Below are 15217 nucleotides of genomic sequence, written 5' to 3'. Positions count from 1 at the left end.
AGCGCGGCGGCGGCGCCGGCGGCGGCGCCGGCGCCGGCGCCGGCGCCGGCGGCGGACCCGAGACTCGGGCCCCGCGACAGTCCTCGCATCCGCGGGCACGAGGACCGTCGCGCCGCGCGAGTCTCACGCCCGTCTCTCCGGACTGGAGGCGCGTGCCGGCCGTGCCACGCGCCTCCCGTCCGTCGCAGCGAGCGTTCCGGCCCATCGCGCGCGACCTGGGATGTCGTTCCGCTCGTAGGAGGCAGGAAGGAACGTCCTCCTTCGCGCGGAACGTCCTCCTTCGCGCAGAACGTCCTCCTCCGCGCAGAACGCGAGCGCCCTACTCGGGCAGGACCACGTCCTCGGGGCGACCCGACGCTGCCGAGCGGCCCGCGGCCTCCATCAGCGCCAGGCTCCGCAGGTTGTCGCGGCCGCTCGTCTCCGGCGCCGGACCGCCCTCGACCGAGCGCGCGAAGGCCTGCAGCCCGCCCTGCCGGTCGGTGTGCTCGAGCGTCGGCAGCTCGACGGGCTCGGCCTCGGCGTCCTGGTCGGCCCGCAGCGTCACGCGGTCCCCGGCGACCTCGCTCGGCGACCCGTCACGGCTCGTGAACCAGATCTCGCCGTCCTCGCCCTGGATGCTCCACTCCCCCGCCCACGCGGTGCGGGGAGCGCGCGAGAGCCAGCTGCCGCGGTAGCTCACCACGACGCCGTCCTCGAGCTCGATGATCATCGACGTCACGGCCTCGTCCTGGTACTTGCTGTACGACGGGTACGACGCCCGGGCGTAGACGCGGACGGCCTCCTTCCCGGTGATCATCCGGAGCAGGTCGAAGTGGTGGATCGCCATGTCGTTGATCATCGGGTGCGGGAACCGGTAGTGCGGGTAGGTCTCGACCGGCTGGTCGTTGTCCCACTGGCGGAAGTCGATGCTGATCGCCGAGAGCTCGCCGAGCTCCCCCGCTGCGAGCAGGTCCTGCACCGCCCGGGGCGCCGGGTACCAGCGGTAGTTCTGGCTGACCTGCAGCACGAGCCCGAGCTCCTCGGCGCGGCGGACCGCGGTGAGGGCCTCGTCGGTGGAGTTCGCGAACGGCTTCTCGACCAGGACGTGCTTGCCGGCCTCGAGCGCCTCGAGCGCGAGCGGCACGTGCGTGACGGCCGGGGCGGTGATCACGACGGCGTCGGCCTCGACCCCGGCGATCGCCTCGGTGAGCGAGGCGAACGCGGCCGAGGCGGGCAGTCCGAGATCCTCGCGCACCGCGTCGAGCGTCGCGGGGACCGGGTCGACGAGCCCGACCACCTCCACTTCGGTGACCTGCGGGATGGCGGTGCGGGCCCAGTTGCCGCCCCACCCTCCGAGACCGACGTGGATGATGCGGACCGTCATGCGTGCACTCCTTCGTGACCGGCGCTCCACGACTCCCGCGGCGCGTGCGTCCAGTCTGTCAGGCCCGCGACGGGTGTCGTGCAGCCGCACCAGCACCCGACGCGAGCGGGCCCACACGCAGGACGCCGCCGGCGTGCGAGGTCAGTGCGTCCAGGCGTAGGCGATGAGCGCCATCGTGACGATGAACCCCGCCAGGTAGTTGATCCAGAGGAACCGCTTCCACCCCGCGTTCGCCGCCTCGGCTCCGGTGTCGGTGACGTTCCACCACGGCAGCACGTTGAGCGCGTACGGCACGACGACGATCGCCGCGATCGGCCCCGGGAAGTCCGAGAACAGCAGTGCGACGCCCGCGACGAGGTACGCCACGAAGGCCAACCTCACGGTCGCCCGGGCACCGATCACGGTCGCGACGGAGCCGATGCCGCCCGCCCGGTCGGCCAGCACGTCCTGCACGGCACCGAACGCGTGCGAGGCCACGCCCCACAGGAAGAACGCGACGCACACGGCGACGAGCGCCCCGGTCCAGTGCGGTCCGGCGAGCGCCAGCCCGTACGCCGCCGGCGACACGAAGTGCGTCGACGACGTCAACGAGTCGAGGAACGGCTTCTCCTTGAAGCGCAGCCCCGGTGCGGAGTACGCGATCACCGCGAAGACACTGATCGCGAGGACGAGCCACGACCACGGCCCGTTGCCGCTCAGGGCGCCGAGCACCACGAGCGCGATCAGGAACGGGACGTTCGTGACGACGACGGCCCACAGCGTGGTGCGGTGCACGCTCTTGTCGAGCAGCGCACCCTCGACCCCGCCCTTGCGCGGGTTCCGCAGGTCGGACTCGTAGTCGAACACGTCGTTGATGCCGTACATCGCCAGGTTGTACGGCACGAGGAAGTACACGACGCCGACGAGGAACGCGACGAGCGAGAACCCGCCGCCGCCGTCGAGGCCCACCCCGCTGCCGAGCAGGTACGCGGCGCCGAACGGGTAGGCGGTGTTCACCCAGCTGATCGGCCGGGACGACACGAACAGGGCGCGGGCCGTCGACGGTCTGGAGGCACTGCTCACGGTCACGGGGTCTCCTCCGGTCGACGGGGTGGCTGGGTCGGCGTTCCGACCGTACCGGTCCGGCGCCCCGCCCTGTGGACGATCCGATGTGCGGACGACCGGTCACGCGGACGCTCCAGCAGCACCCAGCAGCTCGGCAGCAGCAGGACGGCCCCGATCGAGTACGCGAGGTCCTCGACCGGGAACAGCCCGACCCGCGCGCCGGAGATCAACGCATCGTCGTACGCGACGATGCCGAGTCCCACGATCACGTTGTTGAAGACGCCGGTCATCACGAGCAGCACGACGCCGGTCACGAGGGCGCTGACCACACCGACGGCGACACCGGCCCGCCGTCGACCGGTGCCACGGCGTCGGGCGGCGACCACCCCGGCCGCCGCGGCGACGAGCGCGGCGAACACCAGGAACGGCACCGCGAGCAGGGCGTACGTGGTCGTCCCGGTCACGAGCGCGACTCCTCGTCGGCACGGTCCGGCGACCCGGCACGATCGAGCCGCCGGGACACGACCGGACGCAGGGCACCGAACAGGTCCATCGTCGTCCAGCACAGGAGCACGAGGAAGAAGACCTCCTCCAGCGGGACCTCGGGAGCGAGCAGCACGCCGGTGAGCATGTCGTTCCGCCCGATGAAGAAGATGCCGAGGTGCACGCCCGCCACGTCCCAGACCAGGAAGAACGCGAGTCCGATCACCATCACGACGGCTGCCCGCACTGGGCTCCGCCAGAAGAACAGCCGGTGGCGGGCGTCGAGCACCGCGATGCCGGCGATCGACACGAGGAGTCCGGCGAGGTACGCCCCCGGCATCAGCCCGTGGTCCGGGCGGACGCCGCCGTCGACGACGCGGCCGGACCCGACGCCGGAGCCGGCAGCGGTGTCGGCAGCGGCTCGGTCGAGGTGTCGCCGTGGATGCGCTTGAGCAGCACCTCCGCGCTGATCAGGCACATCGGCAGACCGATGCCCGGTGTGGTCGACGCGCCCGCGTAGTAGAGCCCGTCGACCTTGCGGGAGACGTTCGCCTCGCGGAAGAACGCGCTCTGCGCCAGCGTGTGCGCGGGCCCCAGCATCGAGCCGCTCCACGCGTTGTAGTCGTCGGCGAAGTCCTGCGGGCCGATGGTGCGGCGGACGCGGATGCGGTCGCGCAGGTCGGGTACGCCGGAGCGCTCGGCGATGACGTCGATCGCGCGGTCGGCGATCCGCTCGACCTCGGCGTCGCCGGTGCCGTCGATCCCGCCCTTGCCGATGGACAGGTCGGCGGGCAGCGGCACCAGGACGAACAGGTTGCTCGACCCCTCGGGGGCGACGGTGTCGTCGGTGAGCGAGGGCGCGCAGACGTAGATCGACGCCGGGTCCGGCACGTGCCGGTCCTTCCCGAAGATCGCGCCGAAGTTCGCCTCCCAGTCGGCGGTGAACACGAGCGTGTGGTGCAGCAGCCCGGGCACGGGCCCGTCCACACCGAGGTAGACGAGCACGGCGCTCGGCCCCGGGTCGCGCTTCCGCCAGTGCGGCTCCGGGTACGTCCGGTGCTCCGCGTCGAGCAGGTGCAGCTCGGTGTGGTGCAGGTCGGCGGCGCTCACCACGAGGTCGGCGGGTACGGTGTGCTGCGTCCCTGAGACATCGCGGTGCACGACGCCCGTCACGTGGCCGTCCTCGACCACGATCCGCTCGACGGGCGCACCGGTCGTGATCGTCGCGCCCTCTCGGCGGGCGACCCGCTCGACGGCCGCGATGACCTCGGTGATGCCGCCCTTCGGGTAGCGCACGCCGTCGGCCAGGTCGAGGTGGCTCATCAGGTGGTACATGCTCGGCGCGGCGTACGGGCTCGTGCCGAGGAACACCGCCGGGTACCCGAGGACCTGCCAGAGCCGACGGTCGCGGACGGCCTTCGACGCGAACGTCGACAGCGGCTGCAGCAGGAGGCGGGCGAGCTTCGGCAGGCGTCGGAGCACGTCGGGGGCGGCGAGCTTCGTCAGGTCCGCGAACGTCGTGTACAGGAACCGGCGGACCGCCATCGCGTAGGTGTCCTCGGCCGAGTCGAGGTACTTCCGCAGTCGCTCGCCGGCTCCGGGTTCGACCGACTCGAAGAGCGCGATGTTCGCCTCGCGGTCGGCGCGCAGGTCGATGGGCTCGTCGTCGCCCTCGCTGTAGACGCGGTACCCCGGGTCGAGCTCCACGAGGTCCATCTCGGCCTCGGCCGTGGTGTCGAGCAGCCGGAAGAAGTGGTCGAACACCTCGGGCATGAGGTACCACGACGGCCCGGTGTCGAACCGGAAGCCGTCGCGTTCCCACGAACCGGCGCGGCCGCCGAGCTGGTCGCGCTGCTCGAGCACGGTGACGGCGTAGCCGTCGCGGGCGAGCAGCGCGGCGGACGCGAGTCCGCTGATGCCGCCGCCGACGATGACGGCACGTCGAGCCGGCACCGCGCGCTGCGACACGGGTGCGGTCGGACGGGAGGCGCGGGGCGGGGTCATGCACGGCCTCCAGACCGGTGGTGGGCTGCGCGGGACGGCAGCGGGGCGCGTCCGGCGAGCACGCGCGCGGCGAGCTGCGCCTTCACCGGGTTCGGGACGCGCACGCGCGTCGTCACCAGGCGGTCCGCCGGACAGGCGGCGATGCGGTCGTTGAGCTCCTGGAACAGGGCGTGCGCGAGGCCGACCGCCTTGCGGGCGTCGACCGGGAGCAGCGGGACCGTGAGCGCGGCACGGTCGAGGTCCGCCTGCACGTCGGCGACCAGGCGGTCCTTCGTGGCCTCGTCGAAGGTGCGGACGTCGACACCCGGGAAGTACGAGCGCCCGAGCACCTCGAAGTCGGCGTGCAGGTCGCGCAGGAAGTTCACCTTCTGGAACGCCGCCCCAAGCGCCCGCGCGCCGTCCACGAGCACGGCGTCGTCGAAGGTCGGTCGGCCGGCGCGGTGCACGAAGGCCCGGAGGCACATCAGGCCGACGACCTCGGCGGAGCCGTACACGTACCGGTCGAACGACTCCTGGTCGTGCTCGGTCTGCTCGAGGTCCATCCGCATCGACGCGAAGAACGGCTTCGTCAGCTCCGCTCCGAAGCCCGTGGTCCGGGCCGTGCGGGCGAAGGCGTGCACGACGGGGTTCACCGAGAAGCCGAGGCGCATCGCACGCTCGGTGTCGGCCTCGAGTTCGTCGAGCACCTCGCGGGCAAGGTCGTGGTCGAGCCCGGCCTCGGTCGCCGGGCCGTCCACGACCTCGTCGGCGACGCGCACCAGGGCGTAGACGTTGCGGATGTGCTCGCGCGTGTCCTTCGTGAGCAGCCGGCTCGCCAGCCCGAACGAGGTGGAGTAGCGCTGGATGACGACCCCGGAGGCGGCCTCGGCCGTCGCGTCGTAGAGGGGCAGACGCGGTGGTGCGGTCTGGGTCACCGCACGCGCTCCAGCAGTTCGGACACCAGGTGCTCCAGTCGTTCGGCGAGCTCGTAGGGCAGGGCCGCGAGCTCGGCGCGGGCGAGGGCGGCGTGCTCGGCGATCCGGGACTCGGCCGCCGACTTCGCGCCGCAGGTCTGCAGGGTCGCACGGAGCTCGGTCGCGCGCTCCTCGCTCAGCTCGGGGTCGCCGAGGTACGGCGCGATGTCGTCCCAGCAGTCGGTGGTCGCGGCGTAGGCGATGAGCATGGTGCGCTTGCCCTCGCGGAGGTCGCCGAGCACCGACTTGCCGGTCACGGTCTCGTCGCCGTACACCCCGAGCAGGTCGTCGACGATCTGGTACGCGATGCCGATCTCACGGCCGAAAGCACCGAGGGCCTCGACCACGGACTCGGGCGCACCGGCGAGCACGGCGCCGGACTGCAGGGGGGCCTCGAAGGAGTAGACGCTCGTCTTCGCCCGTTCCATGGCGAGCACCTCGTCCACGGTCGGCATCACCCCGAGCGCGAGGTCGACGTCGGTCATCTCGCCGGCGGCACTCGCGAAGACCGCGTCGTCGAGGATCTCGAGCAGGCGAGCGCGACGGTCACCGGTCACCCCGGAGGCCTCGATGAAGCGAGCCGCGGCGACGAGTGCGAGGTCGCCCGCGATCACCGCTGCGCTGACCCCGCGGTGCTCGGCCGTGGGCAGCGCCAGGCCCCCCGTGGTGCCGGTGTCGCGGAAGGAGCCGGCGACGTTCGGCTCCCCGCGGCGCGACCAGTCGCGGTCGATGACGTCGTCGTGCACGACCAGCGCGGTGTGCAGCAGCTCGTACGCCGCTGCGACGTTCGCGGCGGCGTGGGCGTCCGTGCCGCCGAGCCCGGCGTACGCGGTCAGGACCATGCGCGGACGGAAGCGCTTGCCGCCCATGCTCGCCCGACGGAGCACCCGCCAGAGTTCCTCGGACGGTCTGCCGAACCGACGCGCACGGGCCGACGACACCGCGAAGAAGCGTTCGATGCAGTCGTCGACCAGTGCGAGGTCGATCTGCGCCACGGTGGCCGCTTCCTCGCTCATTGGCCTAACCTATCGGGGCAGATGAACACTTTCCCGGAATCCGTCGTCCTGCTCGCCGAAGACCGCACTCCGATCGGCACCGCCGAGAAGTTCGCGGTGCACACCGAGGACACCCCGCTGCACCTGGCGTTCTCGTGCCACGTGCGCAACGCCGAGGGCAAGGTCCTCGTGACCCGCCGCGCGCTGTCGAAGAAGACGTGGCCGGGGGTGTGGACGAACACGTTCTGCGGGCACCCCGGACCGGACGAGGCGTTCGAGGACGCCGTCGCCCGCCGGGCGTCCCGCGAGCTCGGCATCACGGTCCGCGACGTCGAGCTCGTGCTGCCCGACTTCCGGTACCGCGCGGTGGACGCGTCGGGCATCGTCGAGAACGAGGTCTGCCCGGTGTTCCGCGCGGTGACCGACGACGTCCCGGCGCCCGCGGACGACGAGGTCGCCGAGTACGCCTGGGTCTCCGAGGACGAACTGCGGGCGTCGGTCGCCGCCGCGCCCTTCGCATGGAGCCCGTGGCTGGGGTGGCAGCTCACCGAGCTCGAGCAGCAGGGACTGCGCGTCACCCGCTGAGCGGTCGCTCACTCGACGCGTGCTGCACCAGCGGGTAACGTGGCCCGCTGGTCGCGCCCTGGCGACCACGGACGACCGGAAGGGCAGGTGAGGCGCGATGTCGGGTGACCATCCTCGATCGGGCCGGACGACCGCCCTGGTCTCCACCGCGCCCGTTCGCTGACGCCAGCGCTCCGGCCCCGCCGGCGCCCGTGCACGCCCTGCTCCGTCGAGGAGCATCGCGCCTGCCTGCTCCCGAGCACGAGGAGCACGACATGGCACGCATCGACGACGCCGTCTACATCGGAGGACGACGTGTCCCCGGTCCCGCGACCCTGCGCCCCGCCGCGGATCCGCACACGGTCACGGCGGACGACGGCGCGCTCGCGTGGATCGGACTGCTGCGTCCGGACGACGCCGAGCTCGAGGCGGTCGCCGCGGAGTTCGACCTGCACGAGAACGCCGTCGAGGACGCCCGCAAGGGACACCAGCGCGCCAAGCTCGAGCGGTACGGGGACACGCTCTTCCTGGTGCTCCGCCCCGCACGGCACCGCGCGGACACCAACGAGGTCGAGTTCGGCGAGGTGCACCTGTTCGTCGGACGGCAGTTCGTGGTGAGCGTCCGGCACGCCGAGGAACCCGACCTCGCCGCCGTGCGCTGCCGGGTCGAGGCGGACCCGGAGTTCCTCGCCATGGGGTCCGAGGCCGTCACCGCGGCCGTGCTCGACGAGATCGTGGACGGCTACGCCCCGGTGGTCGAGGTCATCCAGGACCAGGTCGACGCGATCGAGGACCAGCTCTTCGCGGGCCAGGTCGACCCCGGCGTCTCGAAGCGCATCTACCAGCTGCTCAGCGAGGTGCTCGGGTTCCAGCGCGCGACGGCGCCGGTGCCGGCGATGGTGCGCGGGCTGCTCCGGGGAGCCGAGAAGTACGGCGTCGACGACGAGGTGCAGCACCGGCTCCGCAACGTGCTCGACCACGCGCTGCGGGTGACCGAGCGCGTGGACTCGTTCCGGGCGCTGCTCGAGAACGCCCTGACGCTGCACTCGACCCTGGTGACGCAGGAGCAGAACGAGGCGATGCGCCGGATGACGAGCGCGTCGCTGGCGCAGGGCGAGGAGAGCCGGCAGCTGGCTCGGGCCGCACACCGTCAGGGCGAGGAGGTCAAGAAGATCTCGTCGTGGGCCGCGATCCTGTTCGCGCCGGGGCTCATCGCGGGCGTCTACGGCATGAACTTCGACCACATGCCGGAGCTGCACTGGGAGTACGGCTACCCGGTCGCGATCGTGGCGATGCTCGCCCTGGCGGGCATCCTCTGGCTGGTGTTCCGGAAGCGCAACTGGCTCTGACCCTCGCGCTGGCCGGATCGACGACGGGCCCGTCCCCCCGAGCGGGGTGACGGGCCCGTGCGCCGTCGAGCGGGAGCTGCTCAGCCGCGCCGACCGCGGGAGCTGCTCAGCCGCAGGACCGCAGCGCCGCGACGTTGCCGTCGAGCGACGCCGGGCCGCCGAGCAGCACCACGTGGTTCGCCCCGAACGAGTCGATGAAGTCGAGGGTGTCCTCGGGGATGCACCCGGGCTGCACGATGACGAGCGGCGAGCCGGTGACCGCGGCGAGGGGCGTGCCGGACAGCGCGTCCGGGAACTTCGTGCCCACCGCGACGTAGACGGTGTCGCTGTAGCCGCCGAACGGTGCGAAGACGTCCCACGACAGGTTCGCCGAGACGTCGAAGCGCGTCGCGCCCTCGTAGCGGCCCGACCACTTGTCACCGGCCACGTCGTGCGCCACCGCGTCGCTCAGCGAGATCGCGCCGCCGACGGCCCACACCGACTCGACGCCGAGCGACCGCCGGACCGCAGCCGCGGCGGGGTCGGCCGTCCACCCGCCCGCGGTGATCATCAGCGGGACGTCGTCGTACGCGGCCGCGGCCCCCGCGGAGAGCGCGTCCGCGAAGCCGGTGCCGTTCGCCAGGTACATGCGCTCCGCGCCGCTCGTGCCCCACGTGTCGGTCGCCAGCTGTCGGGCGACCGCGTACCGGTCCGCCCCGGACACCCGACGGACGTCGGGGGCGAGGCTCCCGAGCTGCGTGAACACGTCGGCGGAGACCGAGGGCGGTCCGCCGACGACGACGATGCGGGCGGGAGCACGGGCGACGATCGCCCGGCGCACGACGTCGGGGATCGCGCTCGGGGTGACGAGCAGGAGCGGCGCGTGGTCGTGCGCGGCGACCGGTCCGGCCGTCAGCGCGTCGGGGAAGTTCTCGCCGTTGGCGACGTAGACCGTCCCGCCGGTGCCGGGGATCCGCCGGGCGACCGCCGCCGAGACGTCGTACCGGTTCCCGCCGTCGATGCGGGTCACGTCCCGGACGGGCTCCTGCAGGTCGATCACCATCCCGGTGGCGGACTGTCCCGGACGGACCGTCAGCGGCGTCGCGGCCGCGGGGCCGGTCGCCCAGCGTGAGCCGGCCCAGTAGCTCGTCGCCCAGCTGCCGTCGGCCGCGCTGAACCGCAGGACGTACCGCCCGGCGACGAGCCCGGTGATCGTCCACGACCCGTCGGACTGCTGGTCGGTGTCGGTGCCGCTCACCAGGACGGGGCGGCCACCGTGCTCGTCGAGCCGCCACGCGGTGACGACACCGGAGACGACGGGGTGGGAGGTGCCCGCCGGGTACTTCCACGTGCCGGCCACGGTCCCGGGGCTCGTCGCCGTGAAGGCACCGAGCCGGACGGTCTGCCCCGCGCCCACGACGACCTTCGTCGCCTCGCGCTGCGTCGGGGCGTCCGGGTACCAGGACTGCGCCACGGACCGCTGCTCGACGGACGGGTCCCGCAGCGACAACCAGTAGGTGCCCGCGGGCACGGTCGCGTCGAACGTCCCGCGCGCCGCCTGGTCGACCGACGTGACGACGTAGCCGCTCCCGTCGACCACGTCGATCGTGGCGTTCGGGGGCGTGCCGTCACCGGCGAGGGTGACCTGACCGACGAGGTGCCCGTCGGTCGAGGCGGCGGTCGCGGTGGTCGGCAGCAGGACCGCACCGACGAGCGCGGCCACGGCGGCGATCGCCGCGACGACCGGGCGCCCCCGCAGGACGCGCGAGGAGGCGCGCGGAGTCGGGGTCCGGCGCGGCACCCGGGCGTCGCGCGGCGTCGTGGCGCTGCGGGCCGTGGCGGCGGCAGCGGGGACGGTCGGGTCCGCCTCGTTCTGAGGATGCACAGCCGAATCGTAGGTGCGTGTGGGAACGCTGCGCAGCCCCGGTCCGAGGGACACCCTCCGGCTGGCGCGCAGCCGACTGCCGTGCATAATGATCTGGCTCGGGATGTGAACGTGCACATCGAGGTGCCACGACCCCGGGCGGGAGAGAGCAACGATGGCGTCACCGCGGACACAGCAACCGCGCTCGCCCAGCATCCGCGACGTCGCGCGGGTCGCCGGCGTCTCGCACCAGACGGTGTCGCGCGTGCTCAACAACTCGGACGCGATCCGTGCCGAGACGAAGGACCGCGTGCTGGCCGCGATGGAGCAGCTGCAGTACCGGCCGAACCGGGCTGCTCGCGCCCTCGTCACCAGCCGGACCCACACGATCGGTGTGCTCACCGCCCAGCGCTCGCACTACGGTCCGGCCGCGACGATGCAGGCGATCGAGGACGCCGCCGTCACGCGCGGCTACTCGGTCACGACCGCGAACATCGCCGCCGCCACCGACGAGGCGGTCCGGGACGGCCTCGGGCACCTGCTCGACCAGGACGTCGACGGGATCATCGTCATCGCGCCGCAGCAGCGCGTCTTCGACCTCATCGAGGAGCTCGGCATGCGCACGCCCTACGTGGCGCTCCGCACGAGCGGCGGCGACGAGCGCTCGACGCTCTTCATCGACCAGATGGAGGGTGCCCGCCTGGCGACCGCGCACCTGCTCGACCTCGGGCACGAGTACGTGCGGCACCTGGCGGGACCGCAGGACTGGATCGAGGCCGAGGCCCGGATGCAGGGGTTCCTGCGCGAGATGTCCGACCGGGACATGCCGGTCGTCCCACCGATCCTGGGCGACTGGACCGCGGACTTCGGCTACCACGCCGGGCGTGAGCTCCTGCGGTACCGGGACTGCACCGCGATCTTCTGCTCGAACGACGCGATGGCGCTCGGGGTCATGCACGCGGCACGCTCCTACGGACTCGACGTCCCGGGCGACCTGTCGGTGGTCGGCTACGACGACATCCCCGAGGCGAAGCACCTCTGGCCGCCGCTGACCACGGTGGAGGTGGACTTCCCGGAGCTCGGTCGCCGCTGCGTGGAGCTGCTCCTGCCGTCCGAGGGCCACGCGCTCCGCCCGGTCGACCTCGTGCCGCAGCTCGTGGTGCGCGGATCGACGGGCGCGCCCCGACGTCGCTGACGCGACCCCCGTCGGCGCGACGGGGCCGCACCGCTGACGCGACCACCCGTCGGCCTGGAGGCGCGTGGCGGCGCCGCCACGCGCCTCCCGTCCGTCCGCCCTCGTCGCACGACGTGCCGCTCACCTCCGCCGCACACGGCAGGTCGCGCGACCGGAGCACCCGCGCGCGGCGCGTTCCGCGACCGGAACAGGAACCGACGGGCCGGCCGGACCGGGCTCGAGCGCACGCACCACCCCACCTCGGGGGGCGCCAGCGCGCGGATTCCGCCGGATCACGCGGGCCGTTACACAAACGCGACCGAACCGAATTGACAGCCGCGACGGGCCTGTGCGTAAATTACCTCCGTTCCGCCGATGTGAACGGTCACATGACCGCCGCACAGCACTCGTCCGAAGCGACGAGCGGCAGGACACCGGACGCGACAACGAGGTCCACGCAGGTGCTCCTGCGCCCCCGGTGCCGCACCTCACCACCCGAAGGACTGCCGCACCGCAGCGGCAGAAGGAGATGCACCGTGGCGTCAACCCCACAGGGACCGGACCTGGCCACCAGGTCCGTCACCAGCGCCGAGACCATCCTCGAGATGCGGTCGATCACCAAGGAGTTCCCTGGTGTCAAGGCGCTCTCGGACGTGTCGCTCAGCGTCCGCGCCGGCGAGATCCACGCGATCTGCGGCGAGAACGGCGCCGGCAAGTCGACCCTCATGAAGGTCCTGTCCGGCGTGTACCCGTACGGCACCTACAGCGGCGAGATCGTCTACGAGGGCGAAGAGGTCCGCTTCAAGGACATCAAGCAGTCCGAGCAGGCCGGCATCGTCATCATCCACCAGGAGCTCGCGCTCATCCCCGAGCTGTCGATCACCGAGAACCTGTTCCTCGGCAACGAGCCCGGCCGCTTCGGGGTCATCGACTGGACCAGCGCCCAGCTCCGCGCGCAGGACCTGCTCGCCCGCGTCGGCCTCGACGAGGACCCGGACACGCAGATCAAGAACCTCGGTGTCGGCAAGCAGCAGCTCGTCGAGATCGCGAAGGCCCTGCACAAGGACGTCAAGCTCCTCATCCTCGACGAGCCGACCGCGGCCCTGAACGAGAACGACTCGCAGCACCTGCTCGACCTGATCGTCGGGCTGAAGGCCAAGGGCATCGCGAGCATCATCATCAGCCACAAGCTCAACGAGATCGAGCAGATCGCCGACGAGATCACGATCATCCGTGACGGCAAGGCGATCGAGACGCTCAACGTGAAGGGCGACGGCGTCAACGAGGACCGCATCATCCGCGGCATGGTCGGCCGCTCGCTCGAGAGCCGCTTCCCGGACCGCACGCCGAAGATCGGCGAGGTGTTCTTCGAGGTGAAGAACTGGACCGTCCAGCACCCGCAGGACGCGTCCCGCCTGGTCGCGAAGGGCTCCAACTTCCACGTCCGCCGCGGCGAGATCGTCGGCTTCGCAGGCCTGATGGGCGCCGGTCGCACCGAGCTCGCGATGAGCATCTTCGGCCGCTCCTACGGCAACTTCATCGACGGCCAGATCATCAAGGACGGCCGCGAGATCAAGATCGCGAACGTCCAGCAGGCGATCGCGAACGGTCTCGGCTACGTCTCCGAGGACCGCAAGGCCCTCGGCCTGAACCTGCTCGACACGGTGAAGCGCTCCACGGTCGCCGCCGACCTGCCGAAGATCTCGAAGGCCGGCGTCGTCGACTCCCTCGAGGAGTACGACGTCGCCGAGCGCTACCGCAAGATGCTCCGCACCAAGGTGCCGACCGTCGAGGAGAACGTCGGCAAGCTGTCCGGCGGGAACCAGCAGAAGGTCGTCCTGTCCAAGTGGATGTTCACCGACCCGGACCTGCTGATCCTCGACGAGCCCACCCGCGGCATCGACGTCGGCGCGAAGTTCGAGATCTACGGCATCATCCAGCAGCTCGCGGCACAGGGGAAGGGCATCATCCTCATCTCCTCCGAGCTCCCCGAACTCCTCGGCCTCTCCGACCGGATCTACACGATCTTCGAGGGCCAGATCACGGCTGACGTCCCCGCGGACCAGGCCGACCCCGAAACCCTCATGCGCAGCATGACCTCCGCGCGGAAGGGCGCACTGATCTCATGAAGAACCTGAAACTGCTCTTCGGCAAGGGCAACAGCATCGGCCAGTACGGCATGATCATCGCGCTCATCGCGATCCTGATCCTGTTCTCGATCCTGACGAACGGGCTCATCCTCGAGCCGACGAACATCATCAACGTGTTCCTGCAGTACTCCTACATCCTCATCCTGGCGCTGGGGATGGTCATGGTGATCATCGCGGGACACATCGACCTGTCGGTCGGTTCGGTCGCGGCGTTCACCGGCATCATCGTCGCCCAGTCGATGGCGCAGTGGAACTTCCCGGCATGGGCCGCGATCATCCTCGGCCTGGCCGTGGGTGCGGCGGTCGGTGCCTGGCAGGGCTTCTGGGTCGCGTTCGTGAAGGTCCCGGCCTTCATCGTGACCCTGGCCGGTCAGCTCATCTTCCGCGGTGCGAACCAGATCATCGGCAACTCGACCTCGCAGCCCGTCCCGAGCGACTACGCGCAGATCGGCTCCGGCTTCCTGCCCGACTTCGGTCCGGACTTCGGGTTCTCGAACGGCACGCTCATCCTCGGCATCGTCACCTGCCTCGTGCTGGTCTTCCTCGAGTTCCGCGGTCGCCAGCGTCGCAAGAAGATGCAGGCCGAGGTCGTCCCGCTCTGGGTCTCGATCGTCCGCACGGGCATCCTGGTCGCCGTCACGCTCGTCGCGACCTACCTGTTCGCCGCCGGCCCTGCCGGGACCTCGATCCCGATCGTCGCGATCATCCTCGGCGTCCTGACCATCGTCTACGGCTTCCTCACCAAGAACACGATCTTCGGCCGCCAGGTCTACGCGGTCGGTGGCAACGCGAACGCCGCCGTCCTGTCGGGTGTCAGCGCCCGCAAGGTCAACTTCTTCGTCATGATGAACATGTCCGTCCTGGCGGCCGTCGCCGGCATGGTCTTCGTCGGCTACTCGGGTGCCTCCGGCCCCGCCGACGGCACCGGCTGGGAGCTCGACGCGATCGCCGCCGTGTTCGTCGGTGGCGCCGCGGTCGCGGGTGGCATCGGCACGATCTCCGGGTCGATCATCGGTGGTCTCGTCATGGCCCTGCTGTCCAACGGTCTGTCGCTGGTGGGCCTCGAGTCCAACCGCGTCCAGATCATCCGCGGTCTCGTCCTGCTCGTCGCCGTCGCGTTCGACGTCTACTCGAAGTCGCAGGGGCGTCCGTCCCTGATCGGCGGAATGTTGAAGCAGTTCCAGCGGAAGGACACCGAACAGAACACGGTGGCCGCGCAGCAGCCGCGGACCATCGAGGACCAGCCCGAGAAGGTCAACGTCCAGTAACACGTGGCGGGCGGCCGCTCCGGTGGC

The 15217-nt window shown here is 71.4% G+C and carries 13 protein-coding genes; 5 read left to right on the top strand and 8 right to left on the bottom strand.

Annotated features, from left to right (window positions below; genetic code table 11):
* Positions 1–319 precede the first annotated feature (319 nt).
* From QUG98_RS16370 to QUG98_RS16340, 7 genes are all read right to left on the bottom strand, one after another.
* Positions 320–1363 (bottom strand): Gfo/Idh/MocA family protein, encoded by a 1044-nt coding sequence (locus QUG98_RS16370; RefSeq protein ID WP_289471554.1) that lies wholly within the window; start codon positions 1361–1363, stop codon positions 320–322.
* 141 nt (positions 1364–1504) lie between these two features.
* On the bottom strand, positions 1505–2431 hold the full coding sequence (locus QUG98_RS16365) for a prenyltransferase (RefSeq protein WP_289471553.1): 927 nt from the start codon (positions 2429–2431) through the stop codon (positions 1505–1507).
* Positions 2428–2871 carry a lycopene cyclase domain-containing protein gene (locus tag QUG98_RS16360; RefSeq protein ID WP_289471552.1) on the bottom strand — a complete coding sequence of 148 codons (444 nt, stop codon included), beginning with the start codon at positions 2869–2871 and terminating at the stop codon, positions 2428–2430. The genes QUG98_RS16365 and QUG98_RS16360 overlap by 4 nt, the downstream gene beginning before the upstream one ends.
* Complete coding sequence (locus tag QUG98_RS16355; protein WP_289471551.1) at positions 2868–3230, bottom strand: lycopene cyclase domain-containing protein; 363 nt, start codon at positions 3228–3230, stop codon at positions 2868–2870. Before QUG98_RS16355 ends, QUG98_RS16360 begins: the two co-directional genes overlap by 4 nt.
* Positions 3230–4894, bottom strand: coding sequence for a phytoene desaturase family protein (crtI, locus tag QUG98_RS16350; protein WP_289471550.1), 1665 nt, complete (start codon positions 4892–4894; stop codon positions 3230–3232). The genes QUG98_RS16355 and crtI overlap by 1 nt, the downstream gene beginning before the upstream one ends.
* Positions 4891–5808 carry a phytoene/squalene synthase family protein gene (locus QUG98_RS16345; RefSeq protein ID WP_289471549.1) on the bottom strand — a complete coding sequence of 306 codons (918 nt, stop codon included), beginning with the start codon at positions 5806–5808 and terminating at the stop codon, positions 4891–4893. The genes crtI and QUG98_RS16345 overlap by 4 nt, the downstream gene beginning before the upstream one ends.
* Complete coding sequence (locus QUG98_RS16340; RefSeq protein ID WP_289471548.1) at positions 5805–6863, bottom strand: polyprenyl synthetase family protein; 1059 nt, start codon at positions 6861–6863, stop codon at positions 5805–5807. Before QUG98_RS16340 ends, QUG98_RS16345 begins: the two co-directional genes overlap by 4 nt.
* Before the next feature lie 21 nt (positions 6864–6884).
* On the opposite strand from QUG98_RS16340, the gene idi reads away from it, so the two are divergent.
* Entirely contained in the window at positions 6885–7427 is a 543-nt protein-coding gene (gene idi, locus QUG98_RS16335) for an isopentenyl-diphosphate Delta-isomerase (RefSeq protein WP_289471547.1), read from the top strand.
* Between the two features lie 254 nt (positions 7428–7681).
* Entirely contained in the window at positions 7682–8755 is a 1074-nt protein-coding gene (locus tag QUG98_RS16330) for a magnesium and cobalt transport protein CorA (RefSeq protein WP_289471546.1), read from the top strand.
* A 106-nt stretch (positions 8756–8861) separates the two neighbouring features.
* Here QUG98_RS16330 and QUG98_RS16325 read toward each other — a convergent pair whose 3' ends face one another.
* A complete protein-coding gene (locus QUG98_RS16325; RefSeq protein ID WP_289471545.1) occupies positions 8862–10619 on the bottom strand; it encodes a cell wall-binding repeat-containing protein in 1758 nt (585 codons plus the stop codon).
* Between the two features lie 154 nt (positions 10620–10773).
* Between QUG98_RS16325 and QUG98_RS16320 the strand changes: the two genes are divergently transcribed.
* The 3 genes from QUG98_RS16320 (at position 10774) to mmsB (ending at position 15190) form a co-directional block, all read left to right on the top strand.
* Positions 10774–11793: a LacI family DNA-binding transcriptional regulator gene (locus QUG98_RS16320; RefSeq protein ID WP_058728650.1), complete on the top strand. Its 1020-nt coding sequence runs from the start codon at positions 10774–10776 to the stop codon at positions 11791–11793.
* Positions 11794–12377: 584 nt separating this feature from the next.
* Positions 12378–13901 (top strand): multiple monosaccharide ABC transporter ATP-binding protein, encoded by a 1524-nt coding sequence (gene mmsA / locus QUG98_RS16315; protein ID WP_289471555.1) that lies wholly within the window; start codon positions 12378–12380, stop codon positions 13899–13901.
* Entirely contained in the window at positions 13898–15190 is a 1293-nt protein-coding gene (mmsB, locus tag QUG98_RS16310) for a multiple monosaccharide ABC transporter permease (protein ID WP_289471544.1), read from the top strand. Before mmsA ends, mmsB begins: the two co-directional genes overlap by 4 nt.
* The last annotated feature ends 27 nt before the right edge of the window (positions 15191–15217 follow it).

This window comes from Curtobacterium subtropicum (genome assembly GCF_030362975.1).
GTDB lineage: Bacteria > Actinomycetota > Actinomycetes > Actinomycetales > Microbacteriaceae > Curtobacterium > Curtobacterium subtropicum.
This window is presented reverse-complemented; position numbering and strand designations above follow the sequence as displayed.

Bases quoted from the DNA above. Each gene is read 5' to 3' on its own strand.
- QUG98_RS16370 (WP_289471554.1), bottom strand. From the start codon at position 1,363: ATGACGGTCCGCATCATCCACGTCGGTCTCGGAGGGTGGGGCGGCAAC.
- QUG98_RS16355 (WP_289471551.1), bottom strand. From the start codon at position 3,230: ATGCCGGGGGCGTACCTCGCCGGACTCCTCGTGTCGATCGCCGGCATC.
- crtI (WP_289471550.1), bottom strand. From the start codon at position 4,894: ATGACCCCGCCCCGCGCCTCCCGTCCGACCGCACCCGTGTCGCAGCGC.
- QUG98_RS16340 (WP_289471548.1), bottom strand. From the start codon at position 6,863: ATGAGCGAGGAAGCGGCCACCGTGGCGCAGATCGACCTCGCACTGGTC.
- idi (WP_289471547.1), top strand. From the start codon at position 6,885: ATGAACACTTTCCCGGAATCCGTCGTCCTGCTCGCCGAAGACCGCACT.
- QUG98_RS16330 (WP_289471546.1), top strand. From the start codon at position 7,682: ATGGCACGCATCGACGACGCCGTCTACATCGGAGGACGACGTGTCCCC.
- QUG98_RS16320 (WP_058728650.1), top strand. From the start codon at position 10,774: ATGGCGTCACCGCGGACACAGCAACCGCGCTCGCCCAGCATCCGCGAC.
- mmsA (WP_289471555.1), top strand. From the start codon at position 12,378: ATGCGGTCGATCACCAAGGAGTTCCCTGGTGTCAAGGCGCTCTCGGAC.
- mmsB (WP_289471544.1), top strand. From the start codon at position 13,898: ATGAAGAACCTGAAACTGCTCTTCGGCAAGGGCAACAGCATCGGCCAG.